This window comes from Alistipes putredinis DSM 17216 (genome assembly GCF_000154465.1).
GTDB classification, from domain to species: Bacteria; Bacteroidota; Bacteroidia; order Bacteroidales; family Rikenellaceae; genus Alistipes; species Alistipes putredinis.
The window spans coordinates 331109-356747 of the sequence record NZ_DS499579.1 but is presented as its reverse complement, the minus strand read 5'-3'; the positions used below and the strand labels follow the sequence as shown (position 1 = coordinate 356747).

General features: G+C 54.1%; 24 protein-coding genes. 11 read left to right on the top strand and 13 right to left on the bottom strand.

Annotated features, from left to right (window positions below; all coding sequences use genetic code 11):
* Position 1: 1 nt before the first annotated feature.
* From ALIPUT_RS07455 to ALIPUT_RS07440, 4 genes are all read right to left on the bottom strand, one after another.
* Positions 2 to 766: a hypothetical protein gene (locus tag ALIPUT_RS07455; protein WP_004329237.1), complete on the bottom strand. Its 765-nt coding sequence runs from the start codon at positions 764 to 766 to the stop codon at positions 2 to 4.
* Positions 767 to 1141: 375 nt separating this feature from the next.
* Positions 1142 to 2443: a tRNA (N(6)-L-threonylcarbamoyladenosine(37)-C(2))-methylthiotransferase MtaB gene (mtaB, locus tag ALIPUT_RS07450; protein ID WP_004329235.1), complete on the bottom strand. Its 1302-nt coding sequence runs from the start codon at positions 2441 to 2443 to the stop codon at positions 1142 to 1144.
* Positions 2444 to 2587: 144 nt separating this feature from the next.
* Positions 2588 to 4363, bottom strand: a complete 1776-nt coding sequence (locus tag ALIPUT_RS07445) for a S41 family peptidase (protein WP_004329234.1) — start codon at positions 4361 to 4363, stop codon at positions 2588 to 2590.
* 18 nt (positions 4364 to 4381) lie between these two features.
* Positions 4382 to 6346: a fibronectin type III domain-containing protein gene (locus ALIPUT_RS07440; RefSeq protein ID WP_004329233.1), complete on the bottom strand. Its 1965-nt coding sequence runs from the start codon at positions 6344 to 6346 to the stop codon at positions 4382 to 4384.
* A 520-nt stretch (positions 6347 to 6866) separates the two neighbouring features.
* Between ALIPUT_RS07440 and ALIPUT_RS07435 the strand changes: the two genes are divergently transcribed.
* The 5 genes from ALIPUT_RS07435 (at position 6867) to ALIPUT_RS12125 (ending at position 12777) form a co-directional block, all read left to right on the top strand.
* Positions 6867 to 7712, top strand: coding sequence for a metal ABC transporter permease (locus tag ALIPUT_RS07435; protein ID WP_004329231.1), 846 nt, complete (start codon positions 6867 to 6869; stop codon positions 7710 to 7712).
* Positions 7696 to 9174 carry an LptF/LptG family permease gene (locus tag ALIPUT_RS07430; protein WP_004329230.1) on the top strand — a complete coding sequence of 493 codons (1479 nt, stop codon included), beginning with the start codon at positions 7696 to 7698 and terminating at the stop codon, positions 9172 to 9174. The genes ALIPUT_RS07435 and ALIPUT_RS07430 overlap by 17 nt, the downstream gene beginning before the upstream one ends.
* Positions 9175 to 9182: 8 nt before the next feature.
* Positions 9183 to 10406, top strand: coding sequence for a bifunctional 3,4-dihydroxy-2-butanone-4-phosphate synthase/GTP cyclohydrolase II (locus tag ALIPUT_RS07425; RefSeq protein ID WP_004329229.1), 1224 nt, complete (start codon positions 9183 to 9185; stop codon positions 10404 to 10406).
* 162 nt (positions 10407 to 10568) lie between these two features.
* The gene (fmt, locus tag ALIPUT_RS07420) at positions 10569 to 11531 is read left to right on the top strand and encodes a methionyl-tRNA formyltransferase (protein ID WP_004329228.1); all 963 of its coding nucleotides are present in this window, start codon (positions 10569 to 10571) and stop codon (positions 11529 to 11531) included.
* Between the two features lie 490 nt (positions 11532 to 12021).
* Positions 12022 to 12777 carry a hypothetical protein gene (locus ALIPUT_RS12125; protein WP_004329226.1) on the top strand — a complete coding sequence of 252 codons (756 nt, stop codon included), beginning with the start codon at positions 12022 to 12024 and terminating at the stop codon, positions 12775 to 12777.
* A gap of 251 nt (positions 12778 to 13028) precedes the next feature.
* Here the strand turns inward: ALIPUT_RS12125 and ALIPUT_RS07410 are convergent, their stop codons facing one another.
* The 6 genes from ALIPUT_RS07410 to ALIPUT_RS12435 form a co-directional block, all read right to left on the bottom strand.
* Positions 13029 to 13631, bottom strand: coding sequence for a ferritin-like domain-containing protein (locus ALIPUT_RS07410; protein WP_004329225.1), 603 nt, complete (start codon positions 13629 to 13631; stop codon positions 13029 to 13031).
* Positions 13632 to 13820: 189 nt separating this feature from the next.
* A complete protein-coding gene (locus ALIPUT_RS07405; protein ID WP_004329224.1) occupies positions 13821 to 14192 on the bottom strand; it encodes a thioredoxin family protein in 372 nt (123 codons plus the stop codon).
* A gap of 109 nt (positions 14193 to 14301) precedes the next feature.
* A complete protein-coding gene (locus ALIPUT_RS07400) occupies positions 14302 to 14847 on the bottom strand; it encodes a 2-oxoacid:acceptor oxidoreductase family protein (RefSeq protein ID WP_004329223.1) in 546 nt (181 codons plus the stop codon).
* A 12-nt stretch (positions 14848 to 14859) separates the two neighbouring features.
* Entirely contained in the window at positions 14860 to 15630 is a 771-nt protein-coding gene (locus ALIPUT_RS07395) for a thiamine pyrophosphate-dependent enzyme (protein ID WP_004329222.1), read from the bottom strand.
* Positions 15631 to 15634: 4 nt separating this feature from the next.
* Positions 15635 to 16732 (bottom strand): 3-methyl-2-oxobutanoate dehydrogenase subunit VorB, encoded by a 1098-nt coding sequence (locus ALIPUT_RS07390; RefSeq protein WP_004329221.1) that lies wholly within the window; start codon positions 16730 to 16732, stop codon positions 15635 to 15637.
* 3 nt (positions 16733 to 16735) lie between these two features.
* Complete coding sequence (locus ALIPUT_RS12435; RefSeq protein WP_022459840.1) at positions 16736 to 16963, bottom strand: 4Fe-4S dicluster domain-containing protein; 228 nt, start codon at positions 16961 to 16963, stop codon at positions 16736 to 16738.
* A 369-nt stretch (positions 16964 to 17332) separates the two neighbouring features.
* Here ALIPUT_RS12435 and ALIPUT_RS07385 point away from each other — a divergent pair, with 369 nt between their 5' ends.
* The gene (locus ALIPUT_RS07385) at positions 17333 to 17866 is read left to right on the top strand and encodes a hypothetical protein (protein ID WP_004329219.1); all 534 of its coding nucleotides are present in this window, start codon (positions 17333 to 17335) and stop codon (positions 17864 to 17866) included.
* Between the two features lie 147 nt (positions 17867 to 18013).
* On the opposite strand, the gene ALIPUT_RS07380 is transcribed toward ALIPUT_RS07385, so the two are convergent.
* The 3 genes from ALIPUT_RS07380 to serC form a co-directional block, all read right to left on the bottom strand.
* Entirely contained in the window at positions 18014 to 19264 is a 1251-nt protein-coding gene (locus ALIPUT_RS07380; protein ID WP_004329218.1) for a DUF1015 domain-containing protein, read from the bottom strand.
* Positions 19265 to 19306: 42 nt separating this feature from the next.
* On the bottom strand, positions 19307 to 20230 hold the full coding sequence (locus ALIPUT_RS07375; protein ID WP_040293574.1) for a 3-phosphoglycerate dehydrogenase: 924 nt from the start codon (positions 20228 to 20230) through the stop codon (positions 19307 to 19309).
* A 164-nt stretch (positions 20231 to 20394) separates the two neighbouring features.
* The gene (serC, locus tag ALIPUT_RS07370; protein WP_004329216.1) at positions 20395 to 21480 is read right to left on the bottom strand and encodes a 3-phosphoserine/phosphohydroxythreonine transaminase; all 1086 of its coding nucleotides are present in this window, start codon (positions 21478 to 21480) and stop codon (positions 20395 to 20397) included.
* A gap of 196 nt (positions 21481 to 21676) precedes the next feature.
* Between serC and ALIPUT_RS07365 the strand changes: the two genes are divergently transcribed.
* The 5 genes from ALIPUT_RS07365 to ALIPUT_RS07345 all read left to right on the top strand — a co-directional run bounded on the left by ALIPUT_RS07365 (position 21677) and on the right by ALIPUT_RS07345 (position 25634).
* Positions 21677 to 22564 carry a YicC/YloC family endoribonuclease gene (locus tag ALIPUT_RS07365; protein WP_004329215.1) on the top strand — a complete coding sequence of 296 codons (888 nt, stop codon included), beginning with the start codon at positions 21677 to 21679 and terminating at the stop codon, positions 22562 to 22564.
* A gap of 13 nt (positions 22565 to 22577) precedes the next feature.
* Entirely contained in the window at positions 22578 to 23141 is a 564-nt protein-coding gene (gmk, locus tag ALIPUT_RS07360; RefSeq protein ID WP_004329214.1) for a guanylate kinase, read from the top strand.
* A gap of 130 nt (positions 23142 to 23271) precedes the next feature.
* Entirely contained in the window at positions 23272 to 24084 is an 813-nt protein-coding gene (gene nadD, locus ALIPUT_RS07355) for a nicotinate (nicotinamide) nucleotide adenylyltransferase (RefSeq protein ID WP_040293678.1), read from the top strand.
* 1 nt (position 24085) lies between these two features.
* The gene (locus tag ALIPUT_RS07350) at positions 24086 to 25081 is read left to right on the top strand and encodes a D-alanine--D-alanine ligase (RefSeq protein ID WP_004329212.1); all 996 of its coding nucleotides are present in this window, start codon (positions 24086 to 24088) and stop codon (positions 25079 to 25081) included.
* The gene (locus tag ALIPUT_RS07345; RefSeq protein ID WP_004329211.1) at positions 25062 to 25634 is read left to right on the top strand and encodes a DUF3109 family protein; all 573 of its coding nucleotides are present in this window, start codon (positions 25062 to 25064) and stop codon (positions 25632 to 25634) included. Before ALIPUT_RS07350 ends, ALIPUT_RS07345 begins: the two co-directional genes overlap by 20 nt.
* The last annotated feature ends 5 nt before the right edge of the window (positions 25635 to 25639 follow it).

The window sequence follows — 25639 nt, the reverse complement described above, 5'->3', positions numbered from 1 at the left end:
TCTACGCTTTATTTTGTTTCAGCATGGCGACGAGTGCCTCGATTTTTTCCTTGAGTTCCAGGATTTCGTCCTTACACTCGGCTTTCACGGCAAAGGGTATCCTGAAGGTCAGATACTGTCCGAGCCCCTTGTTCATCGCCACGATCGGATTGACACAGTAGAGCATCGTAAAGTAAAAGAGCATCAACACTGTAGCGATCATCACCACCAGCGATATCAGCACGGGAGTAACGGCCCGGTAAGCGTTTTTCTTGAGCTGCTCGGCCCGCGGAGCCAGCGAACTCTGCGTCGAAGTCATATAGTCCCGAACCGCCGTGACGACCTTTTCGTACTGTTTTTCATAATATTCGTTGTACCACACCTCTCCCGACTCGTCCCCTGCCTTCGGGGATTCGGTCGCGAGAAACATCTTGGTCAGCACCAGCAACTCGGTAGTCGCACCCGTCAGGGAGTCGAGCGCCGAGCGGTCCAACGCTCCTTTCTGGGCCGTAGCCACCGCATGTTCCAACCGCTGCATTCCCGTGCGGCACAGGCTATCGTAACTCGCATCTTGCAGGATCGCCAAATGCACGATCGCCACGTTTTGATCATGCACGGCGCCGAGCATCTCCTTGGCGAGCTCCACATTCCGCTGGTTGGCTTTCAAAATCTCCTCGGTGTCGTAGCTCAAGTGACTCAGCTCGAAAAAAGAGATCATCCCCGAGGCGAACAACAACCCGACGATACTCAAGAAAGCAATGGATATTCTTCTTCGAATTCCCGTCATACGCGTTTAACTGTTAAAATCGTCCCAAACCGCCCGTATCGGCAGGGCAGTCCCCCCACCCGAACATATCCGGAGCGATGCAACAAATATAATGCAAGGCAAGGGCAAAAGCAAACTTGTTTGAATCTTACCGAGCTACAAGCCGTATTCCGAAAAACAGTTCAAGGCGTAACCAATGCCGAATCCGGCAGACTACACCGCAACTCGTTCTTACAAAAACGACCGGACGGTACGGCAAGCCCAGCCGCCGCCCGCCCGAAATACAGGCCATTTTCGCAAAATACAATGCGGCCCGGAGGCAAGGCCGCATCCGGCCGGAATGCCGAAACGAAATTCACCCGAACCTTCGCCTGATACAAATATACGAAGAAATCGCTAATTATCCACGATTTCGCCTTCGAGATCGTTCGCATCGTCCATACGCCCCAGCCGCACCCGGCAAATCGTGTTGATCCGACTCCGGTCGTAGGGGGCCTTGACCCGGCGGTAGTTGCCCGTATAGCCGAACATCATCCCGCCCCGCATCGTGCTCTCGAACAACACCTCGTCCGTCGTACCTTCGGCCCGGGCGCAGAATTCGCCGTGCAGTCGGCGGCAAAGCTCTTCCAGCTCCTCCACGCGCCGTGTAGCCACCGAAGGCTGCACTTTGTCCGGAAAATCGACGGCCGGCGTGCCGGGACGCTCCGAGAAGGGGAAAATATGCAAATAGGCCGGTGCAAGGCGCTCCAGGAACTCGTAGGTCGTACGGAAATCGGACTCCGTCTCACCGGGAAAACCGACGATCACGTCGATCCCGATAAAGGCGTCCGGCATCAGGCGCCGCACGGCCTCGATCCGCTCGGCGAATTTTTCGGTCGTATAGCGGCGGCGCATCCGTGCAAGCACGCTGTCCGAACCGCTCTGAAGCGGGATATGAAAGTGATGCTGGAATTTAGGTGACGAAGCGCAAAACGCTATTATCTCATCCGTTAAAAGATTCGGCTCTATCGAAGATATACGGTAGCGTTCGATGCCTTCGACCTCGTTCAGGGCCCGCAGCAGATCGATGAACCGCTCACCCGTCGTGCGTCCGAAATCGCCCGTATTGATCCCCGTGATGACGATCTCCCGCTGTCCCGCAGCGGCGATTTGTTCGGCTTCCTTCACCAGATCGGCGATCGGCATATTGCGGCTGGCGCCCCGCGCATAGTGGATCGTACAGTAGGCGCACTTATAGTCGCAGCCGTCCTGCACTTTCAGGAACGCGCGGGTACGGTCGCCGCTCGAAAAGGCGGCGAAGAAATTGGTCAGCTCCTCCGCGTCGCAACTGGTGAACTGTGCGGGCCCCTTGCCCGCAAGAGCCGCTACACGCCTGAAAAGTTCGCCCTTGTCGTTGTTGCTCAGCACCAGATCGACCCCTTCGATCGAGGCGATCTCCTGCGGTTTGAGCTGGGCATAGCAACCGGTGACGACAATAATCGCCGCCGGGTTGCGCCGATGGATTTTACGGATCAGGTTACGGCATTTCTTGTCGGCATGTTCGGTCACAGAACAACTGTTGATGACCGAAATATCCGCCGCTTCCGAAACCCCGACCCGGATGAAGCCGCCCGCTTCGAATTCACGGGCGAGGGTAGAGCTCTCCGAAAAGTTGAGCTTGCAGCCCAAGGTGTGAAAATTGACTCTGCGTCGCTGCATATTTCTGCTGTAAATTTGAGCGAAAGTACGAAAAACTATGCGAATCCGACCATTTTATCGGCAAAAATCACACACACGTCCGGATAAAAGAGCAGGGGCGCCCTGCAACGGGCACCCCTGCGACATACATCAAAACAGGGCGATCTACTCCTCTCTCACGGGTTGCATCACGGCTCCGCCCACAGGCTGTACGGGCCGGTTTTCCCACAGATCGCCGAAAGATCTCATCGACCGGCAACTGCCGCGCGTGTGCATGGCGGACGGCAACTGCGGTTTGTTATCGGTCTTGATCCACTGCAGGGCAAGGTATCCGAGCTGATCCATCATCGTACCGAATTCACCCGGATAAATCGCCGAATCATCGATTTGGACATCGGGTGTGAAGCCATCCGAGTAATCCCGGAAGCCCTTGGCATTTTCAATATAGAACGAAACGGGGAAAAGCAGGAAATCGTAATTGTGAAACGAGCGGACCACACCTTCCATACCTACGTTCTTACCGTTAGTGGGCATCCCGATAAGATTGACCTCAATATCAAGGCCGCGCAGACCGTTGATGACCATTTCGCTCGCCGAAGCAGTCGTTTCGCTCACAAGGACATAGATTTTCTTCAAGCCCAAAGCATGTTGCAAGGCTCTTTCGATCGGTTCGTACACGCTTTCGAACGTCTCCTTGACGCCGATCTTGTAGTCGCCACTCTCTCCGGCCTCCGTGCGGTCCTCGTTGAACGTCATATGAGCATAGAGCTGTCCCTTGTACGCCTCACCTGCGATAAGCGTACCGAGCACAGTACTCGAAAGCACATCGCCACCGTTGTTGTAACGCAGATCGAGGATCAGGTCGGTGACATTCTGTGCACGGAAACGGTCGAAAGCGGCTATCAACTCCTCATCGTAATCGACATCGAAGCCCATATAGAGCAGATAACCGGCCTTCTTGTCCGACTCTTCGATTTCGACCACTTTATCCATATAGATAGCCGGACTGGTGAAGGTCGCACTTCCGAGTTGCACATTCCCTTTCGGGGTAAGCACAGGAGTAGTCCCGTTGTCGGTCCACGTGACACTGTTCACCGTAACATCGACCGCACCGTCGTACACGGCCCGGCCCAAACTCTGATAGTTGCTTTCGGTCACCTCCTCGCCATTGACCGCCGTGATGAAGTCGCCGCGCACGAGACCGGCTTCCGCAGCCGGCGTTCCGGGGATGACGACCATGACCACAATTCCGATATAATCGTCCCCGAGTCGGGTCGCATCCAACAGATAGATACCCGAACCGACATACGCCTCGCCGGGAGTACGCGACAGAGGCGCATCGCTTTCCAAACGCGAATAGTAATACATACGTTTCTGCCCCTGCCAATGACCGTCTTCGCGGTTCACCTCGTCCTGAGCGGCTACACCGTCGAGAATCGAGAAGAAAAAGAAGTCATAACAAAGACTGTAATCGAGCGAAACATTCTCGATGGCACGATTCCAGAGATAACGGCTCTTCATGTACTCGGCAACCCATTCGTTCACGCTGCGGTATTTTCCGTCCCCCTGCTCAATTAATCCTTTGCCCTGCTTCACCACGAACGAAACCGGCGAAGCATATCCCCACACACTGACGGTAATCGTCGCGGAACGAGCTTCGGCCCGGGTATTTTTGGCAACTTTCAGACGCAGCAACGATTCGCCCGCCATACCCGAACCGGTTTGCACTTCGCACCAGTCAGCCGAACTCCGGGCAGTCCAATCGCTTGCGGCGGCAAACGTGTAATTAAGCACCCCGCCTTCGATCTCGACCTGGTTTTCGGCACTCCAGGCTGCATCGGCGATTCCATTGCCCGCAAGAAGCTCTTCATCGTCGCTGCACGACACGCCGGCCGTCAGCACCAGCAGTACGACCAGCATCCATCCGAATAAATTCTTCATAACACAAGTTTTTTAGGATTAACGCATCAATCGTTCAGCCACAGCTCGACGGTTGTCCACTGCAGGTGACGCTCCGAGGTTTACGGTCACGCGCTCGGGCATGGAGAGATGTCGCACGCTCTTCACGGCAGCAGGCTCGGGCCCCTGATCGGCATCGCGCTTCAGCACGATCTCTTCCGACGCTGCGAACACCATGTCGCCCCACCACTGACTCGTACCCGACAACACACCGGGATAGTAGGTAAAGGTACCGTAATCGGTTTCTTCGACCAACTTCTTGATCGTCACTGTCAGATCATCCGACACCTCGACAGGGAAGCTGCGTACCGCATCCGTATAGCGGTCGCTAGTCGGACGTTTGGCGAAAGCGTGGAAATAGTATTGCTTACCATCGAAATTCAACATCGTGTAATCCAGTTCGTTGTTCACAGGCAGACTCGTCGAAATCGTTTCGTCGCTGGTGAACTCGATGAACCACTTCGGCCCGTAATTCGCATTGGCCTCCTCTTCGGTCGCTGCCCAGCCGTTGGCGAGCAGCTCTTCGGGGCTGGCATAATCCACTCCGCACGGCGCGAAGCCCAGAACGACCAGACGGTTCAGATCGGAATAGGCTTTCTCGGTAGCTTCGTTCACACCCGTAGCGATGGTAACGGAGAAAGTGACCGGATCACCGTTGCTGTCTTTGGTCGTCGCAGTGTATTTGCCGGGCAGCTTCGCACGCAGCTCCCCGCCTTGCTGCGGCGGTAAAAGGGTGGTGAACTCCACTATTTCGGAAACGCCCACACCTTCTGCGTTGGCCGCATAAACGCCGAACTCGTACTCGGTATTGGGCAGCAGCTCTCCACTCTCGATGACAAGTCCCTCTTCGCTCATAGCCGCAGCCACCTCCTGTTCGGTAAGCTGCGTACCGTTGTTGTAAATGACATCGCCGGCCGTAAGATTCTCATTACCGGGGCGGCCGAGCACTTCGTCGATGGAGCCCTTCGGGAAAACACCGGCCGTCATCGCTACCGCATAAGTCGCATTGACCTTGAAAGCGGCCTTGTTCCACGGAGTTTCGACAGTCTGTGTTTCGACGGCCAAAGTCGGTTTGGGGCCTGTAGGCTCTCCCGTCGTGAAGTCGTAAAGCAGAACCTTTTCGCGCAACTCCTTGTCGAAGCCCACGATACCCACCTGATATTCGGTATTGGGTTTGAGTCCCGTCGCATTGACGGTGATAGCCTTCGTACTCTCGTTCGTAAGATCGTCCCAGTGGCCGATGATCATGCGACGCACGGAAGCCTCTCCCTCGAAAGCGGTATAATCGAAATCTGCCCGAGAAGCAACCAAATAGCGGAAACGCTCGATTCCCTCCTCCGGCTCGATGGCAATATCGGCCGTCATCGAACCGATGTTACCCACGGAAACCTCGAAGTCGTAAGGCGCGACACCGGCCTTCTTGGTTTTGAAGAGGAGCGACTTCACAGCCGACTCTGCGACCTGGCCATTCTCGTCCACTTCACCGGCAATGATGATAAACTCCATGTCGGAATAGATATCCTGACGAAAATCGACGATATCGAAGAAAGTGGTATCGAAATTATAGGTTTGATCCTCGGTCGCTTCCGCACCGAAAGCACTTACATACGAATGCAGGCTTCCTCCGATTAAACTTACGATGTAATCGTAGTCGGACTTCGAAAGACAGACGTGCTTGTACTTGGTCACCCCTTCGGGCTTCATGATATGGTAGGAGAAAGAGGTAAGTCCGACACTTTCGAGCGTAATCATCTCGGTATAGGGAACATGCGTGTCGATCACCTCGGAAGCGAGATCGCTGTAAACTAAAGGATTGATGTTGCGTACCGCAACATAAAGATTGTATTCCGTGTCGCCGGCAAGATCGTTCAGATCGACCTTTACTGTTTTCTCTCCTTCGAAATAACGGACAGGTCCTCTTTCGAAGAGCGCCTCCGCATCGGCGATCGTTTCTGTGGCCGGCAATACGGCATAGACATAGTCGGAGGCATTGTTCGTATTGATTGTAAATGAAGCCGTTGTACGATTTACTTCATCTACGCTGACATCAACTGTGGGGGGGGGAGTTGTGGGTCTTTGTTTTCGACACCGTCATCACTGCACCCCGACAGTCCGCACGCTGCCAGCAATGCCAATCCGGTCAAACCGAGAAATAAAGATGTACGCATAAATGTAAAAATTTAAGAGATTAAAGATTGGTTTTGCGAATGCCGAAGAACCTATGAACAAGCATTCGTATTCAAATATACGAAAAAAAATGATATGACGCACCGAATATTCGATTTTTTAATGTCTTTCACCAAAAAGCATACGAATTCCGGTGTATGCACAGCCTGTCTTCCGACCGATACCGCTCTCTGCGGCAACCAAGGCACGGGCCCCGCAAATCGGACGGAACAAAATACGGTTGCTGCGATATAAAACGGCTCCCGGTTCTATTTTTTGTAAAAAATCCGTAAATTTGCAAACTAATGATTACCGCACCATGGAGTTTTTCAACGACCTTGTCCGATACAGCTACCTCAATCACGCTTTTTGGGCGTGCATCCTGTCGGGCATTACGTGCGGAATCATCGGCACTTACGTCGTCTGCCGGCGGCTGGTCTTCCTCAGCGGCGGCATCACGCACTCCTCGTTCGGCGGACTGGGCATCGCTTTCTACCTCGGAATCAATCCGATTCTGGGTGCGATGGTCTTCGCCGTCCTCTCGGCACTGGGGATCGAATGGGCCAACGACCGGGGCCGTATCCGGGAGGATTCGGCCATCGGCATCATCTGGTCGGTAGGTATGGCCATCGGCGTACTGTTCATGAGCCTGCGCCCGGGCTACACATCGGGCGACCTCTCGAATTTCCTGTTCGGCAGCATCGTAACGGTCACCCGCACCGATGTCCAGGCGCTCGCCGTTCTGACGCTCGTGGTAATTGTCGGCACGCTCCTTTGGCTGCGTCCGGTCATGTACGTCGCCTTCGACCGCGACTTCGCCCGCAGCCAGGGAATCCCGACCCGGCTAATCTCCTATACCATGTCGGCACTCATCGCCGTCACGATCGTACTCTCGATCCGCATCATGGGCATCGTGCTGCTGATCTCGCTGCTGACTATTCCCGTAACGATCGTCAATACGTTCACCAAATCCTTCCGCACGCTCGCACCGGCCGCCGCAGCCGTCGCCGTCGCGGGGAACCTCGCGGGACTCGCCCTGAGCTACAATTTCGAAGTTTCGCCCGGTGCGGCCATAATATTTACCCTGACCGTTACGCTTATTTTAGTAAAACTGCTAACTTTGCTCGTCAAAAAACGCCGCCGCGCCGATGAAAACCATCTATAAACTCGTTCTCAAGTCCTATCTGGGACCCATGGTGCTGACGTTCTTCATCATCATGTTCGTGCTGATGATGAATGTACTGTGGCGCTACATCGACGAGCTGGTCGGCAAAGGACTCGATCCCGGTACGATCATCGAACTGCTCTGCTACGCCACGATCAACATGATCCCGATGGCTCTGCCGCTCGCCACGCTGCTGGCGGCCATTATGACCATGGGTAATCTGGGCGAAAACTACGAGCTGCTCGCTATGAAGTCGGCGGGGATGTCGCTGCCTAAGATCATGAGGCCGCTGCTCGTGGTCGTAAGTATATTGGCTGTCGGCAGTTTCTTCATCGCCAACAACTTAGTGCCATACGCCAACAAAAAATTTTTCCGTACGATATACGACATTCGCCAGATGAACCAGACCCTCGAGTTTCAGGACGGGCTCTTCTTCAACGGCATCGACGGCATGAGCATCCGCGTCGGACACCAGAATCAGGAAACAGGGCTGCTGACCGACGTGTTGATTTACGACAACCGCAACGCATCGGGCAATATGACCACGACCGTCGCCGATTCGGGCTATATCCGGCTCTCGGACGACAAGCGCTTTCTGGAGATCACGCTCTTCAACGGCGAACGCTACGAACAGACCCGAAATTCGAGTCAGTGGTACAACAAAAGTTCCCTGCAACGCAATAAATTCGAGCTTCAGAAAGCCAATATTTCCATTTCGGGATTCGAAATGCAGCGCACGGATGCCGATCTGTTCAACAACGCCCAGACCAAAAACATCTCCGAGCTGCAATACGAAATCGACACGCTGACACAGCAGGTCAATTCGGCGACGACCCGATCCTATGACCCGTTGCTCAAGGAGCGTATCTTCGTGCGGGATACGACCGTCATAACCGACCGAAACGATTCGGTGGTCGTAGAAAAACGGGATTTCAGGCCGATGGATGCCCTCGACTCCCTGGCGACTCTCGACCTGCGCTCCAAGGACCGAATCTGGAGCCAGGCCGTTTCAGCCGCACGCAACTCCCGGTCTATGTTCTCGTTCGACGAATCGCAGGCCAAAAATGCGCTCAACCAGCTCTACCGCAGCAAGGTCGAATGGCACAAGAAATTGGCGCTTCCGGTGACGATCATCATCTTCTTCCTGATCGGAGCACCGCTGGGCGCTATCGTCCGCAGAGGCGGTCTGGGTATGCCGATCGTAATCTCGGTCATCTTCTTCGTCATCTACTACATTATCAGCAGTTCGGGCGAAAAGATGGCCAAAGAGGGCACGTGGGAGGCATTCTACGGCACGTGGCTCTCGGCCTTCGTACTGGCGCCCGTCGCCATCTACCTCACATACAAGGCCACGAACGACTCGGGGCTGCTCGACGTGGATTGGTACGTCGTAAAATTCAAGAAAATCAAGGAGAAGATCTCCGGGATATTCGCACGTTTCGCACATAAAAACAAAAAATAAAACAGACCATGAAAAACGAAAAAGTACTGAATACAATAGAAGAAGCCATCGAGGATTTCCGTCAGGGAAAAATCGTCATCGTCGTCGATGACGAAGACCGGGAAAACGAAGGCGACTTCATCATAGCAGCCGAGAAGGTGACGCCCGAAATCGTCAATTTCATGCTCAAGAACGGTCGCGGTGTGTTGTGTGCCCCGCTTTCCGAAGAGCGCTGCGCACAGCTCGAACTCAACATGATGGAGCCGAACAACACCTCGCTGCTCGGCACGCCATTCACCGTGACGGTCGATCTGCTGGGCGAAGGCTGCACCACGGGCGTTTCGATCCACGACCGCGCGGCGACCCTGCGGGCACTGGCCGACCCGAAGACCAAACCCTCCGACCTGGGGCGTCCGGGGCACATCAACCCGCTCCGAGCCCGTCAGAAAGGCGTTCTGCGCCGTCCGGGACATACCGAAGCCGCCGTGGACCTGGCTCGACTGGCCGGGCTGCAACCCGCCGGAGCACTGATAGAGATCATGAACGAAGACGGTTCGATGGCCCGCCTGCCGCAACTGCTCGAAGTGGCGGAGAAATACGGCCTGAAGATCATTTCGATCGCCGACCTGATCGCCTACCGCCTGCGTAACGAATCGATCGTAGAACGCGGTGAAACGGCCGAGATGCCGACCGAATACGGCATGTTCAAAATCACCGTGTTCCGTCAGAAGAGCAACGGGCTGGAACACATGGTACTGACCAAGGGCGAATGGACCGAAGACGAGCCGGTACTGCTCCGCGTGCACTCCTCGTGCGCCACGGGCGACATTTTGGGATCGTGCCGCTGCGACTGCGGCGCACAGCTCCACGAAGCGATGCGCATGATCGAAAAAGAGGGCAAGGGCGCCGTCGTTTATCTCAGCCAGGAAGGACGAGGCATCGGACTCTTCAACAAGATCGCAGCCTACAAACTCCAGGACGAAGGACTGGACACGGTGGATGCCAACGTGCGCCTGGGCTTCGGCGTCGATGAGCGCGACTACGGCGTGGGCGCCAGCATCATCCGCGAAATGGGGATCAAACACATGCGTCTGATGACCAACAATCCGCTCAAAAGAGTAGGGTTGGAGGGTTACGGCCTGAAGATCGACGAGATCGTACCGATCGTCATCGCCCCCAACAAGTACAACGAACGCTACCTCGAAACCAAACAGGAGCGCATGCACCACAAACTCAACCTCTGCAAGCATTAAAATACAAAGATATTACCGAAGAATCGTCCGAAGGGATTTTCTCGGTTTTGCCGCAGCCCGAAATCCTTGTCCGCAAGGCATGAACGGAACGGATGGCAGAACCGCGAATGGAACCGCCGGACAGCCGGAAGCGAATTTCCGGACAGCAATATTTCAACGAAAATGAACGCCAAGGATTTGCGAATCGTCTTCATGGGTACGCCCGAATTCGCCGTGCCGTCGCTGCGTGCACTGGTGCGCAGCGGCTACAACGTCGTCGGGGTGGTCACTACTCCGGACAAACCGGCGGGACGCGGACAGAAATTGCATGAAAGCGACGTAAAGATCGCGGCCCGAGAACTCGGATTGCCGATTCTGCAACCGGAGAAGTTGCGCGATCCGGCCTTCGTCAGTACGATGGAGGAGTTGCGGCCTGACCTGGGAATCGTAATTGCCTTCCGGATGCTGCCGGAGGTCGTCTGGGCGATGCCCCGACTCGGCACCTTCAACCTGCATGCGTCGCTGCTGCCGCAATACAGGGGTGCGGCACCGATCAACTGGGCGATCATCAACGGAGAATCCAAAACGGGCGTCACCACTTTCCTATTGAACCACGAAATCGACAAGGGAGCGATTTTAGGCCAAGTGGAAATGCCGATTCAGCCGGAAGATAACGTAGGAACTCTTTATGACAGGCTAATGACCGTCGGAGCCGATCTGGTCGTGCAGACCGTCGAACGGATCGCCGCCGGAGAGATCACCCCCGTCGTACAGTCCGACGAGGACACATCGCTGCGGCCGGCACCCAAAATCTTCAAAAACGACTGTCTGATCGACTGGACTCAATCCGGAAAACGCATCATCGACTTCATTCGCGGGCTGTCGCCCTATCCGGCAGCCTGGACCCGGCTGCTGCGAGAGGAACAGGAGGCGAATTCGGCCAAGATTTTCGAAGCGCGCTTCGAAGCCGGTGGTCCGGAAGCTCCATGCGGCACGATCGACACCGACAACCGCAAATACCTGCGGATCCGATGTGCGGACGGTTGGATCGACGTCCTCTCGCTGCAATTATCCGGCAAGAAACGCATGGCAGCGCAAGAGCTGCTGCTCGGATTCCGCGATGCAAACTCCTACGTCTGTCGATAAAACGCTATCTGCAATCGGAATAACGAGGAAATCCGAAGAGGATTTTTAGACGAAGCATCGAATTTCCGGTCGAACGCCCGGCAACAAAGCAATGAATAAACCGAAACGATAAATAAAAATAAGCCGTAAAAATCGCATAATGCTCAATCGGTTTACTATATTTGTAATCGGAACATAAAACCATTTTGCCTATGAGAAAATAACAGCTCTTCTATTCTTCAGTACAATATGTCATGCCGTCCGATAGGATACGGGTATGACAATACATATAAAAAGCGTTAGCTTTATTTCTTGCTTTCTGAAACTTCGCAACTTTCAAAAAGTCTGACAAGAGTAAAGTGTAAACGCTCACGTTCAACGTGGGCTTTACTCTTATTTGTCAGACAAGGTATTGCGAAGACCTCAGAAAGCAAATAAAAAGTTTAGCCTGCGTTTTTTATATACCTGTCAAACAACACCATTCATTATTCAACTCAAAAGAAAATTTCCTATGAAACGCCTGATTTTCATAATTGCTTCAATACTCCTCGGACAAACTGTCTGCGCACAAGACATCATCCAGAAAAAAGATGCGACGGAGATCCAAGCTAAAGTGCTGAAAATAACCGACACGGAAATCGAATACCAAAGATGGGACAATCCGGACGGCCCGATCTATACGATTCCCGCAGAGGATGTCTTCACCATCACCTATCAAAACGGCTCGAAAGAGGTCATCTCGCATTTCGATTCCTCCCGGCGATCGGCTGCCGACAAACAACAATTCGGCAAATTACCTCGTTACCAGGGAGAAGTTGCCTTCGCATACGGTTCGGCCGTAAGCGAAGGAATGCAAGATCTATTTCCCCGCATCGTATTCGAAACGGTACACGGCGTGCGGATAAATCCGTATCTATTCGCCGGTGTCGGCTTGGGAATCAATTATTTCTACAAAGACATCTATTTCTCCAACGGTTGGAACATATACGAATTGGGCAATAGCGGAACCGTCCTCCCCGTATTTGCGAATGTGAAGGGTTATCTGCCCGTTTCAAGCAAAGCGGCCCTCAATCTGTCGTGGGATCTCGGTGCCGCAATAGGGGTAGGGGGTTACTTCAACGAGGGCACCGAATTTTACACCTCCATCGGCCCGGGCGTCACGTTCGGCCGTCAGAGCGGCGGAGTGCGGGGCGATTTCAGCATCCGCTTTCAGCACATGGGAGAAGGATTGAATGCCATCCTGTTCCGCATCGGAATCGGATTCTAAAATACGTCCGGCAAATTTTCAAACACGGCACAAGCCGCCTGTTCGAAATTATCGGCGAATCCAAACCGAAGAGGCTGTCTGCAACTTGCAGACAGCCTCTTCACATCATCCCCGACATTCCATCGACCTTGGACCAATAGGATCTCCAAGTATTCGATCTCTTTTTCCGGTCATTCGCGGGCGAATCCTTTCGGGCCGGATTTCGAGCGATACAAAACACTCCAAAAACACCGGCTCGATCGGGAAGCGGATTATGCCTCTTTTCCCTCTTCCGCCGCGACCGATTGCGCCAGCTCCGAAAGAATACGGACATGCACCCGCTCGTCGGAAACAATCTTATTGAGAAGCTGGATAGCTACTGTGGCCGACTGTGTCAGCTTTTCGGGATTGTTTTTTCGGATACGCTCGATCAACTGCTGATAGGCGGCAATCGTATCTTTTTCGGCCTGGATATTGACCCGAATGGCCTCGGCAGCCGATTCATATTCGACCGTAACCGCCGAACTCGAATACTTCGGAGTATTCACGCGCCCACCCAGTTGTCCGATAAAATCGCCCAAACGGTCGAAATGCTTCATTTCGACGAAAGCGATCCCCAGGAATGTTTCGCCAATGTTTTCGAAGAGCATCCGCTGTTGGGTGTATTGAATGATAGCCGTCAGTTCCGAGGTGGGAATGGCGCCGTAGTAGGCGTCATAGAACCACTCGGGTTCCACGCCGTCGTTCGGCCGAGCCTTCTCCGCTTCGGGATAATCCAACGTATTATCGACGAAACGCATCGATTCGATCATCGCATTGGCCATCGTTTCTACATTATCGAGCGTAGCCGGATTGTGTTTTATGAACTCTTTCATCGCTTGTTTAATTTATGGCAATCATATCTCTCGAAGTTTCTTTTCGGATTTTCGAATCCGACGGTCGTACCGTTTGCAGCCTATGATTACACGGGGCACGTCCGCATAGGAAATCAAGCCGTACATCGGTCGTCGAACCCGAAAAATCCGGATGTCGAAACCCCGAAGATGCGATCACCCGATTTATCACTACTTACCCATCAGAACCTCGTCGATAATTCGCTTCAGGTCGCTCTTCGGGCGACCGCCGGTCATCATCTGCGGCATCCCGCTCAGCGGGATGAACAGCAGGGTAGGCACCGACCGTACGCCGAACACCGCAGCGAGTTCCTGTTCCCGGTCGATATCGACCTTATAAAAATCGATCCGGTCCTTATATTGGTAATCGGCCGCCAGCTCGTCGAGCACAGGGGCCAATGCCTTGCAAGGACCGCACCAGGTCGCGAAAAAATCGATCACGGCGGGACGCTCACCCAGGAATTTCCATTCGCCCTTCGATTTTTCGATATCGGCGACCTTGGTCGTGAACTCCTGTTTATTCAGTTGTTTTACAGTTTCCATAGTATTGCTTGTTTAATGTTTTATAACCCAGCGCAAACATAGTGCCGCAAGCGATAAAAAAAGTGTCCGGCCTTCGCAAGCCGGACACTCAGAAAAAATCATCGGACGATTAACGCACCTTGCGAATAATCTCCGCACCGTGATTGATAGCCTTCTCATTCTCAGGCAGCATCTTCCAGGCACGCTCCGGAAGGGACTTCTTCAGTCCGATCATCACGTTCTCCAGTTTGACAACGGGGCAAACTTTCAGATAACCGCCCAAAATCATCGTATTGAACAGCTTAGCCTGACCCAAACGGGCCGACTCCGCCGTAGCGTCGATCGTATAGATGTTGATATCCGTGCGGCTCGGGTGACGCGTGATACCGTTGGTATCGTAGATCAGCGTACCGCCCGGACGAACCATCGACTCAAACTTATCCATCGACTGTTGGTTCAGTACGATAGCCGTATCGAATTCGTGAGCGATCGGCGACGAGATACGTTTGTCCGAAAGAATCACCGTAACGTTAGCCGTACCGCCACGCATCTCAGGGCCGTAAGAGGGCATCCAGGTAACCTCGTAATCCTGCATAACGCCCGAGTAAGCCAGAATCTTACCCATCGAGAGGACACCCTGTCCACCGAAGCCTGCAATAATTAAAGTCTCTTTCATATTCTTGTCCTCTTACTTCTTGGTTAAGTCCTTGATATCACCCAACTGATAGAAGGGCAGCATGTTCTCTTCGAGCCACTTGTTAGCAGCTACCGGCGACATCTTCCAACCGCTGTTGCAGGTCGAAACGACCTCCACGAGCGAGAAGCCGTTACCGGCCATTGCATTCTCGAATGCCTTGCGAATCGCTTTCTTGGTCTGGCGGACATGAGCCGGATTATATACGCTCTGACGCGTAATATAGGTCACACCGTCCAGATGAGCCATCATCTCGGCGATCTTATAAGGATAACCGTTCAACCGGGGATCACGGCCGTAAGGAGTCGTCGCGGTCTTCATACCCAGCAGGGTAGTCGGAGCCATCTGACCGCCGGTCATACCGTAAATCGCATTGTTAATATAAATCGCTACGATGTTCTCGCCTCGAGCAGCCGCATGAATCGTCTCACCCGTACCGATAGCCGACATATCGCCGTCACCCTGATAGGTGAAGACCAAACTGTCCGGATGCAGGCGCTTTGCCGCAGTAGCTACGGCACAAGCACGGCCGTGAGCCGCCTGAATCCAATCCACATCGATATAATTATACGCGAAAACCGAACAACCGACAGGCGAAACAGCAATCGTTTTTCCTTCCATGCCCATCTCATCGATCACCTCGGCAACCAATTTATGAATCGTACCGTGACTGCAACCCGGGCAGTAGTGCATCACGTTCTCCGTGATCAACTTAGGCTTGGCATACACCAGGTTCTCCTGTTTGATTTCTACTACTTCTGCCATATTCTTACTTTTTATTAATCAGTTTTTCTTTGAGTGCAACCAGCACCTCGTCCGGTGAGAACATCATACCGCCCTGACGACCGTAGTGCTCTACGGGAGCTGCACCGTTTACAGCAAGTTTCACGTCCTGCACCATCTGACCGGCATTGAGTTCAGCGCTCAAGAAGCCCTTCACACCGCGCTTAGCCAGGTCGGCGATCGCTTTGGTCGGGAAAGGATAGAGCGTGATGGGACGCAGCAAGCCGACTTTGATACCTTCGGCACGCGCCATCTCCACCGTCGCCGAGCAGATACGCGCCGACGAACCGAACGCTACGATCACGTAATCCGCATCGTCGCAGTCGATAGCCTCGTAACGCACCTCATTCTCCTCCATCGCCTTGTATTTGGCCTGCAAGCGCTGGTTGATCTTCTCCATCACCTCCGACTTCAACTCCAGCGAAGTGATGATGTTGCGATCCTTGCGGGCACCTTTGCCGCAAGTAGCCCAATCCTTGCACTCTTCGGCGATCTCTGCGTCGGTTTTGCGGGGACGCTGCGGAGCCAGCACGACTTTCTCCATCATCTGACCGATCGCACCGTCGGCGAGGATCATCGCCGGGTTGCGGTATTTGAATGCCAGGTCGAAAGCCAGACCCACGAAATCGTGCATTTCCTGAACCGAGTTCGGAGCAAGTACGATCAAGTGGAAGTCACCGTGCGCACCGCCCTTGCAAGCCTGGAAATAGTCGCCCTGCGAAGGCTGGATCGTACCCAGACCCGGGCCGCCGCGCTGACAGTTCACAACCACGCAAGGCAGTTCGGCACCTGCCAGATAGCTCAGACCCTCGCTCATTAGACTGACACCGGGGCTTGAAGACGAAGTCATCACCCGCTTACCGGTCGATGCACCGCCGTAAACCATGTTTATGGACGAAACCTCCGACTCGGCCTGCAGTACGACCATACCGGTCGTCTCCCAGGGTTTCTCCTCCATCAACGTCTCCATTACCTCCGACTGCGGCGTGATAGGGTAGCCGAAGTAGCCGTCGCAACCGTAGCGAATCGCTGCATGAGCGATCACTTCGTTGCCTTTCATCAATTTTACTTCTTTCTCTGCCATAGTTTATTCAAATTTTTGACGATAAACCGTGATGCAACTGTCCGGACAGATAATCGCGCAGGACGCACATCCTGTGCAGGCATCCGGATTAGCCATCTGAGCCACGGGGTAACCTTTGCTGTTTACCTCGGCCGATAAATGCAGCACATCGCAGGGACACGAAGCCACGCAGACTCCGCAACCCTTGCAGCGCTCCTTATCGACGAGGATTGTTCCTTTAATTTTTGCCATAAGACATCCATTTATTATAAGTTGCTTACAAATGTAAGCATTTTTTACGGTTTGAGATAACATTTCGTAATAAAATTTCACCTAACGCTTAAAATATATTCAAAAACATTCTGTTTCGGACAGATAACACACCGCCACGCAGCAAACAAACCGGGCGGAAAATTTCTTTTTCAAGGAATTTATACCTAAATTTATTGTGAAGTATTAACCTTAAAATCCTCAATGCGTATGAAAGACAACTAATTTTCCTCGTTTTTCGACCCGGTACTCAAGTATATCGACACCGGTAAGTTTTTCCGCGAACCCTTCCGCTGGCTGTATGCGATCCTGGCGATCCTCAACCTGCTGACACCCATCATACTGCTGGTAATGGCCATTAACAACGACCTGTTTCGGTACGGCGGAGGCCGGATGATCGCCGCGTTTATTCTGGTCTGGCTCGTGATCGCCTTCGTTTCCTGGCTCGGCTTCCAGATCTGGTGGAACCGCCGCGAAAAAGTATATGCAGCTGCGACAGCGCATGACGATTTCGTCGCCATTCCCGTATTCTCGCACTTCATCCAGACTTTCGGGGAATGGGCGGGTATGTTCGTCGGTATCGGCGGAGCACTGCTCACCCTGATCGCCGCAATATTCCTGAACGGCGACGCCTCCATGCTTCGCATGATGGGTACGGGAGCATTCTTCGGCAGCGGTTCGCTCATTTACATCGTCCTCAATCCGATCTACGGCTTCATAATCGTCGTGGTGACTCGCGCAGCAGCCGAAACGTTCCGTGCATTGGCAGCTATCGCCAACAACACAAAAAAAGCTGATCGCGCTCTGCTGCGAGGGCGGTACTTTCCACCGCCCGCACCATTTTCGACGGTCGCAACACCAAATCCGACGGTCGCATATTCGTAGCTCGCAGTTGCATCTGCAATTCCGAACTGACCCTAAAGAACTAGGGACGCGACGCTCCCGGTGAAATACAGGAAAGCATATAATTACAAAAGAGAAAGGAGAATCTGTTCAAGATTCTCCTTTCTCTTTTGAATCCCTTACGGGACACTATTTCTCCTCGAAAGTATGGATCACCACACCCGAACGGAGTTTCGGCTCGAACCAGGTGGTCTTCGGAGGCATGATGTTGCCCGTATCGGCAATGTCGATGAGCTGCTGCATGGAAACAGGGTAGAGTGCGAAAGCCGCCTTCATCTCGCCGCTATCGACACGCTTCTTCAACTCTTCCAGGCCGCGAATACCGCCGACGAAATCGATCCGTTTCGACGTCCGCAGATCCTTGATGTCGAGCAACTGGTCGAGTACCAGGTTCGACAGCACGGTTACGTCCAGCACTCCGATCGGATCGTTGTCATCGTACGTACCCGGCTTCGCCGTGAGGCTATACCACTGACCGTCGAGGTAGAGCGAAAAGTTGTGCAACTTCGAAGGGTGGTAGATCTCCTTGCCCTTGGGTTCCACGGTGAAATTCTTCTCCAGCGCCTTGAGGAACTGCTCGGTAGTCATCCCGTTCAGGTCTTTCACCACGCGGTTGTAGTCGATGATGCGAAGCTGGCTCGCAGGGAACGTAACGGCCAGGAAATAGCAGTATTCCTCGTTGCCGGTATGGTTGGGGTTGCTCTCCTGACGCTTCTTGCCCACACGGGCAGCGGCAGCGGTACGATGGTGTCCGTCAGCCACGTACAGAGCGGGAATACCTGCGAAAATCTCGGTGATACGGTCGTTGATCTTCTTGTCGCGGATCACCCAGAAATGGTGGCCGAAGCCTTCGGGAGCGGCCGTGAAATCGTAATCGGCCTTGTTGTTCTTCACGTAGTCGGCAACGATCTTGTTGATCTCGTCGTTGTCGGGATACGCGAAGAATACCGGCTCGAGGTTGGCCTGCTGAAGCTCGACGTGCTTCATGCGGTCCTCCTCTTTCTCGATGCGGGTCAGCTCGTGTTTCTTGATCTTGCCCGACCAGTAGTCCTCATAGTAGCAGCACATGGCCAGACCGTACTGGGTACGGCCATTCATCGTCTGGGCATAAATATAATAGTGCTCTTCGCCATCCTGCACCAGCCACTTGTTGTCGCGCCACTTCTTGAAGTTCTCGACCGCTTTCTTATACACCTTTTCGTCATGCTCGTCGGCAATCGGATCGAAGTCGATTTCCGGCTTGATGATGTGGAGCAGCGAGCGCTCGGTAGCCTCAGCCTTGGCCTCCTGCGAGTTCAGCACGTCGTAAGGACGCGACGAAACCTCGGCAGCCAGCTCCTTCGGAGGACGGATACCTGCGAACGGTTTGATTTTTACCATAATATTCTCTCTTTATCGTTTGAAAATAAGGGGATATTTTTATTATTTGTTCACCTGGAAGCGGGTATTGCCGGTCTTGAAGAAATCGACGATCTGGTTTGCAGCGGCCAAACCTGCGTTGATGTTCGCCTCCGCAGTTTCAGCACCCATCTTCTTGGGAGTAGCGAAGAAGCGCTTACCGAATTTCTCACTCATCTCGGCGGCAGCCTCGGGAGCGATGTCGGTGATATATTTCAGATCTTCGCGCTCGGTCATCGCCTGGATCACCCCTGCCTCGTCGATCACCTCCTTGCGGGCGGTATTCACCAAGGTAGCGCCTTTGGGCATCGAAGTCATCAGCTTGTGGCCGATTGATTTCTTGGTTTGCTCGGTAGCGGGAATATGCAGCGACAGGTAGTCGGCCTGTGCATAAAGCTCCTCGATGCTGTCCACCTTCTTCACGCCGTCAGCCTCGAATACCTTTGCATCGGTGATGAAAGGATCGAAAGCGATCACATTCATACCCAGCGCCTTGCCCTTACGACCGACGAGCTTGCCGACGTTGCCGTAAGCATGGATCGCCAGCGTCTTGCCTTTCAGCTCGCTGCCGGTACCCGGTGTGAACTGGTTGCGGGCCATGAAGACCATCATACCGAGCGCCAGTTCAGCCACGGCGTTCGAATTCTGACCCGGAGTATTCATCACCACGATACCTTTAGCCGTTGCGGCAGCCAAGTCCACATTGTCGTAACCGGCACCCGCACGAACGACGATCTTGAGATTCTTGGCAGCTTCGATCACCTCGGCAGTCACTTTATCGCTGCGGATAATCAGGGCGTTGGCATCGGCAACGGCTGCGAGCAGCTGGGCCTTGTCCGTATATTTCTCCAGAAGGGCTACTTCGTAACCGGCATCCGTAATGATCTTCTTAATTCCATCAACAGCCTTCTTTGCGAAAGGCTTCTCGGTTGCAATTAAAACTTTCATATCGTTGAATTTTATTTTTCGCTCCCCATGCCCGGCAGGGGAGGTAGTCCCATCCTCTTTCCGTTCATCGAAAACGTCCATTAATGTATAAAAATCTATGGCGCCGTCCTCCTTACGTTTCGGCGTAAAAGTAAAGAACTGCGCCATAGATCAAATCCGGTTAATTATTTCTTGTGGTTCTTCTCGAACTCCTGCATGCAGGCAACCAGCGCATCCACGCTCTCCTGCGGACATGCGTTGTAGATCGAAGCGCGGAAACCGCCCACCGAACGGTGACCCTTGATGCCGACCATGCCCTTCTCCTTGGCGAAAGCCATGAATTCAGCCTCCAGATCCTCGTGGCCCGGAGCCATCACGAAGCAGACGTTCATCATGGAACGGTCTTCCTTCACGGCCGTACCGACGAACATCGAGTTGCGGTCGATCTCGTTGTACAGCGTCTCGGCCTTCTTCTTGTTGATCTTATACATGGCCTCGACACCGCCCTGTGCCTTCACCCACTTCAGGGTTTCGTGCATTACGAAAATCGGGAGTACGGGAGGCGTGTTGAACATCGAGTGGTTGCGAGCCTCTTCGGGATAGTGCGTAGCGTAATTGACCATCGTCTGCAACGGACGCTCCGAGCTGCCGATCAGATCCTTGCGGATGATGACGAACGTCACGCCGGCAGGACCTACGTTCTTCTGCGCACCGCCGTAGATCATACCGTACTTCTTCACATCGACCGGACGGCTCATGATATCCGACGACATATCGGCAACGAGCGTGATAGGAGAATCGATATCCTCGTGGATCTCCGTACCGTAGATGGTGTTGTTGGTCGTAATGTGGAAATAATCCGCATCGGTCGGGATTTTGTAACCTTTCGGAATATAGGTATAGTTCTTATCCTCGGAAGAAGCGACGATCTCCACTTCGCCGTAGAACTTAGCCTCCTTAGCAGCCTTCTTCGCCCAAACACCGGTCTGGAGGTAGGCAGCTTTCTTTTTCAGCAGGTTCGCCGGAACCTCGAAGAACTGAGTCGAAGCACCGCCGCCCAGGAACATTACGGCATAGTCGTCGGGAATGTTCAGCAGGTCGCGCCACAACTGCTCGGTTTCGGCCATGATACGCTCCCAACCCGGAGTACGGTGAGAAATCTCCAGCAGGCCGATGCCTGTGTTGTCGAAATCACGGATAGCCTCAATGGCAGATTCTACCGCCTCTCTGGGCAATACGCAGGGTCCTGCGTTGAAATTGTGCTTTTTCATAAAACTTTAACAGTGATTAAATTATAGCTATTATTTCAGGTATTCTTCAAAATTGCACACAAATATAGGAATTATTTCACCAATCCGCCAAGGAAACCCGATAAATTTTCCCTGCCTCGGAAAAGGGAGCTCAACAAGGCCGGAATTAAATTGTTTTTACTAAATTTGCACGAATTTAACTTTCGACGAAACCCACATGATAAAATCCATGACGGGCTTCGGCAAAGCCGAAGTCGCAATCCCCGATAAAAAAATAACGGTCGAGATACGCACGCTGAACTCCAAGCAGTTGGACCTCGCCGTCAAACTGCCTTCGGCCTACCGGCCCCTGGAATACGAAATCCGGGCTTTGGCGGCGAAAGCTCTTCAGCGCGGTAAAGCCGATCTTTACATATCCGTGGAATCGACCGCCCGGCAGACGCGCGCCTGCATCGACGAAGAGTTGTTCCACTTATATTATAATCAACTGCTGAAAATCTGCCGGGAACAACCGGAAATCGGCACTCCGGGCAGCGCGGAAAACAATGCTCTCATCCAGTCGATCCTGCGCCTGCCGGACGTCGTTTCTTCACAGGAAGAGAGTGTAAGCGAACAGGAACACGCTGCCGTACTGGACGCAGTGGGACAGGCGCTCGCCCATCTGGACGAATTCCGCACGCAGGAGGGAGCGATTCTGATCGCCGATCTTTTGAAGCGCATCGACCGGATAGAAGCGTACAAACAGGAGGTCATTCCTTTCGAAAAAGCCCGCACGGAAGCCATCCGCGCCCGCATCCGGGAGAGTTTGGCGCAGTTGCAGGCCGAAGTAGATAACAACCGCCTGGAACAGGAGATGATCTTCTACATCGAGAAACTCGACATCACCGAAGAGAAGGTCCGGCTCACCAACCACTGCAACTATTTCCGGGAGGTCGCAGCCTCCGAGGAGTGCGCGGGCCGCAAGCTGGGCTTCATCGCTCAGGAGATGGGCCGCGAGATCAACACGATGGGTTCCAAAGCCAACAACTCCGAGATACAGATCCTCGTGGTCAAGATGAAGGACGAGCTGGAGAAGATCAAGGAGCAGGTTCTCAATATCCTATAACCGACGGCAGACGATGGGCAAGTTAGTGATATTCTCCGCTCCGAGCGGTTCGGGCAAGACTACGATCGTACGGGAGCTGCTCCAGCGATTCCCCCGGTTGGAATTTTCCGTTTCAGCCACCAGCCGGGCACCGCGCGGAAAGGAAAGGAACGGCGTGGATTATTTCTTCCTCTCCCCCGAGGAGTTCCGCCAAGCCGTGCAGGAAGATAAATTCGTCGAATGGGAGGAAGTTTACAGCGGGACCTGCTACGGGACCCTGCGCAGCGAAATGGAGCGGATCTGGCAAAAAGGCAACGTAATCGTTTTCGACGTGGACGTGATCGGAGGACTCAACCTCAAACGTATCTTCGGCGATCGGGCCTGTGCGATCTTCATCATGCCTCCCTCCATCGAGACTCTGCGCGAGCGGCTCGTCAAACGGGGCACCGATTCGCCCGAAACCATCGAATGCAGGGTAGCCAAGGCGGAGTTCGAACTCACCAAAGCTCCCGAATTCGACCATGTGGTCGTCAACGACGATCTTGCCCAGGCCATCGAGGAGGCGACCCGCATCCTCTCGGATTTTCTCGCCCGATAGGATGCCTGCGGGCAAAACGCGCTCAAAATCCGACGGATATGGTTCCGAACCTGTTCCGGCGCCCTTCGCGGATCATTCCCGGCCCAGCCGGGACCGAACGAAAAAAATAAACGACAAAACAAACAATACCGTGAAACACGTAATGCTCTACTTCGGGTCCTTCAATCCGATCCACAAGGGCCACATCGCGCTGGCCGAATATGCGATCGAAAAAGGACTCTGCGACGAAGTCGTACTGGTGGTTTCTCCGCAAAACCCGCTCAAGCCCGCCGGACAGCAGGCTCCGGAGCTGGATCGCTTCTCGATGGCGGAAACCGCATGCGCCGCATCGAAATATCCTGACAAGATCAAACCGTCGGTCATCGAATTCATGCTCGACAAACCGTCGTACACGATCCACATCCTGCGTCACCTGACGGAGAACTACGGTACGCAGATGCGATTCTCGATCCTAATGGGCGACGACCTGGTGCCGCAACTGCCCGAATGGAAACAGTACCGCGAAATCATCGACAACTATCCGATCTTCGTCTATCCCCGTACCGGACAGCCGCTGCCCGACCTCGGAGGACGAATCACCCTCCTCGAAGACGCGCCGCTGTATCCGTACTCGTCGAGCGAGATCCGCGAGCGGCTCGGTCGCGGCGAAGATGTCGGCAACATGCTGCCCGAAGGGGTGATGCGATACATCCGGGAAAAAGACCTGTGGAGTCCGGCCAGCTACATCGCATCGCTGACCGCACGCCTCGAAGCGACTCCCGACGACGCCTCCCTCTACGTCGAACGCGGTCAGTGGCACTACCGCCGCAACGAATGGGGCGAAGCCCTCAACGACTTCAACCGGGCGCTGCAAATCGATCCCGACCACCGGGAGGCCCGGCAATTCGTGGAGATGACCTATGAAATTCTTTCGTTCCGGCATACGGACATCTACAACCCCTGATATGAAACGACTCAACATCGCCCTGATGGCGGGCGGCGACTCCTCGGAACGGGAGATCGCGCTCCAGAGCGCCGCACAGATCGCATCGGCGCTCGATCCTGCGAAATACGACATAACCCTCATCGACCTGCACGGCCGCGACTGGCACTACACGTCGCCCGACGGACGGCAGTGGCAGGTCGATAAAAACGACTTCTCGATCACCATCGACGGCGAGCACAAAGCATTCGACTACGCCCTGATCCTGATTCACGGCACGCCGGGCGAGAACGGCCGTCTGCAAGGCTACCTCGACATGATGGGGATTCCGTACTCCTCCTGTTCAATGACCTCGTCGGTAGTCACCTTCGACAAGATCACGACCAAACGCACCGTAGCCGAATTCGGGATCCCGCTGGCCCGGGGCTTTTTCTTCGGCCGCGACAGCCGGATCGATCCGAAGGAGATCGTCCGCACGCTCGGCCTCCCTGTGTTCGTAAAACCCAATGCCAGCGGCAGTTCGTTCGGTGTAACTAAAGTAAAGAGCGAGGCGGATATCCTGCCCGCCGTCGCCGAAGCCTTCACCGAGAGCGACGAAATCCTGATCGAGGAGTGCATCCAAGGCCGGGAAATGGGTTGCGGCATGCTGATCGCCAAAGGCAGGGAGTACATCTTCCCGATCACGGAGATCGTTTCCAAGAAAGAGTTCTTCGATTACGAAGCCAAATATACGGCCGGCTGTTCGGACGAAATCACACCGGCGGACATCGCGCCCGAAATCAAGGCGGAACTCAACCGCCTGACGGCGCTGGCCTACAAAGCCTGCCGCTGCCGGGGCGTGGTGCGCGTGGATTTCATCGTCACGCCCGAGGGCAAGCCTTACCTGATCGAAATCAATTCGATTCCCGGCATGAGCGGCGGCAGCATCGTCCCCAAACAGGTGCGCGAAGCCGGCATGACGCTCGGGGAACTGTACGACCTGATTATCGAAGACACTTATGATCGAGATAGACGATAAGATCGTCAGCACCGACCTGCTGCGCGAATGTTTCGCCTGCGACCTGGGGGCCTGTAAAGGCATCTGCTGCGTGGAAGGCAACGCGGGGGCACCGCTCGAAACGGACGAAGTCGATACGCTCGAAGAGGAATATCCCAACTATAAGCCCTACATGACGCCCGAAGGCATCCGGGCCGTCGAAGCGCAGGGATTTATGGTCGTGGACGAAGACGGGGACTACACCACGCCGCTGGTGGACGACGCCGAATGCGCCTATGCCTATACGGAAGAGGGGATCACCTTCTGCGCCATAGAAAAGGCGTTCCGGGAGGGAAAAACGACTTTTCGCAAACCCATCTCCTGCCATCTCTATCCGATCCGCCTGATGAACTTCTCGAACGGCACGGTCGGACTCAACTACCACCGCTGGTCGGTCTGCGAACCGGCACGCCAATGCGGAAAACGGCTCGGGATCCCGGTGTACAAGGCGCTTCGGGAGCCGATCATCCGTCGCTTCGGCGAAGAGTTCTACAAAGCGCTCGAAACTGCGGAACAACTGCTCAAGAATCAATAAGAAAC

What these genes read in the sequence shown, in the direction of transcription:
- ALIPUT_RS07400 (WP_004329223.1), bottom strand. Translation starts at nt 14,847, where the DNA reads ATGAAAGAGACTTTAATTATTGCAGGCTTCGGTGGACAGGGTGTCCTC.
- ALIPUT_RS12125 (WP_004329226.1), top strand. Translation starts at nt 12,022, where the DNA reads ATGAAACGCCTGATTTTCATAATTGCTTCAATACTCCTCGGACAAACT.
- ALIPUT_RS07375 (WP_040293574.1), bottom strand. Translation starts at nt 20,230, where the DNA reads ATGAAAGTTTTAATTGCAACCGAGAAGCCTTTCGCAAAGAAGGCTGTT.
- ALIPUT_RS07365 (WP_004329215.1), top strand. Translation starts at nt 21,677, where the DNA reads ATGATAAAATCCATGACGGGCTTCGGCAAAGCCGAAGTCGCAATCCCC.
- ALIPUT_RS07425 (WP_004329229.1), top strand. Translation starts at nt 9,183, where the DNA reads ATGAAAAACGAAAAAGTACTGAATACAATAGAAGAAGCCATCGAGGAT.
- ALIPUT_RS07430 (WP_004329230.1), top strand. Translation starts at nt 7,696, where the DNA reads ATGAAAACCATCTATAAACTCGTTCTCAAGTCCTATCTGGGACCCATG.
- ALIPUT_RS07410 (WP_004329225.1), bottom strand. Translation starts at nt 13,631, where the DNA reads ATGAAAGAGTTCATAAAACACAATCCGGCTACGCTCGATAATGTAGAA.
- ALIPUT_RS07385 (WP_004329219.1), top strand. Translation starts at nt 17,333, where the DNA reads ATGGCCATTAACAACGACCTGTTTCGGTACGGCGGAGGCCGGATGATC.
- ALIPUT_RS07405 (WP_004329224.1), bottom strand. Translation starts at nt 14,192, where the DNA reads ATGGAAACTGTAAAACAACTGAATAAACAGGAGTTCACGACCAAGGTC.
- gmk (WP_004329214.1), top strand. Translation starts at nt 22,578, where the DNA reads ATGGGCAAGTTAGTGATATTCTCCGCTCCGAGCGGTTCGGGCAAGACT.
- serC (WP_004329216.1), bottom strand. Translation starts at nt 21,480, where the DNA reads ATGAAAAAGCACAATTTCAACGCAGGACCCTGCGTATTGCCCAGAGAG.
- ALIPUT_RS07455 (WP_004329237.1), bottom strand. Translation starts at nt 766, where the DNA reads ATGACGGGAATTCGAAGAAGAATATCCATTGCTTTCTTGAGTATCGTC.
- ALIPUT_RS07395 (WP_004329222.1), bottom strand. Translation starts at nt 15,630, where the DNA reads ATGGCAGAAGTAGTAGAAATCAAACAGGAGAACCTGGTGTATGCCAAG.
- ALIPUT_RS12435 (WP_022459840.1), bottom strand. Translation starts at nt 16,963, where the DNA reads ATGGCAAAAATTAAAGGAACAATCCTCGTCGATAAGGAGCGCTGCAAG.
- ALIPUT_RS07445 (WP_004329234.1), bottom strand. Translation starts at nt 4,363, where the DNA reads ATGAAGAATTTATTCGGATGGATGCTGGTCGTACTGCTGGTGCTGACG.
- ALIPUT_RS07435 (WP_004329231.1), top strand. Translation starts at nt 6,867, where the DNA reads ATGGAGTTTTTCAACGACCTTGTCCGATACAGCTACCTCAATCACGCT.
- ALIPUT_RS07390 (WP_004329221.1), bottom strand. Translation starts at nt 16,732, where the DNA reads ATGGCAGAGAAAGAAGTAAAATTGATGAAAGGCAACGAAGTGATCGCT.
- mtaB (WP_004329235.1), bottom strand. Translation starts at nt 2,443, where the DNA reads ATGCAGCGACGCAGAGTCAATTTTCACACCTTGGGCTGCAAGCTCAAC.
- ALIPUT_RS07345 (WP_004329211.1), top strand. Translation starts at nt 25,062, where the DNA reads ATGATCGAGATAGACGATAAGATCGTCAGCACCGACCTGCTGCGCGAA.
- fmt (WP_004329228.1), top strand. Translation starts at nt 10,569, where the DNA reads ATGAACGCCAAGGATTTGCGAATCGTCTTCATGGGTACGCCCGAATTC.
- ALIPUT_RS07380 (WP_004329218.1), bottom strand. Translation starts at nt 19,264, where the DNA reads ATGGTAAAAATCAAACCGTTCGCAGGTATCCGTCCTCCGAAGGAGCTG.
- ALIPUT_RS07350 (WP_004329212.1), top strand. Translation starts at nt 24,086, where the DNA reads ATGAAACGACTCAACATCGCCCTGATGGCGGGCGGCGACTCCTCGGAA.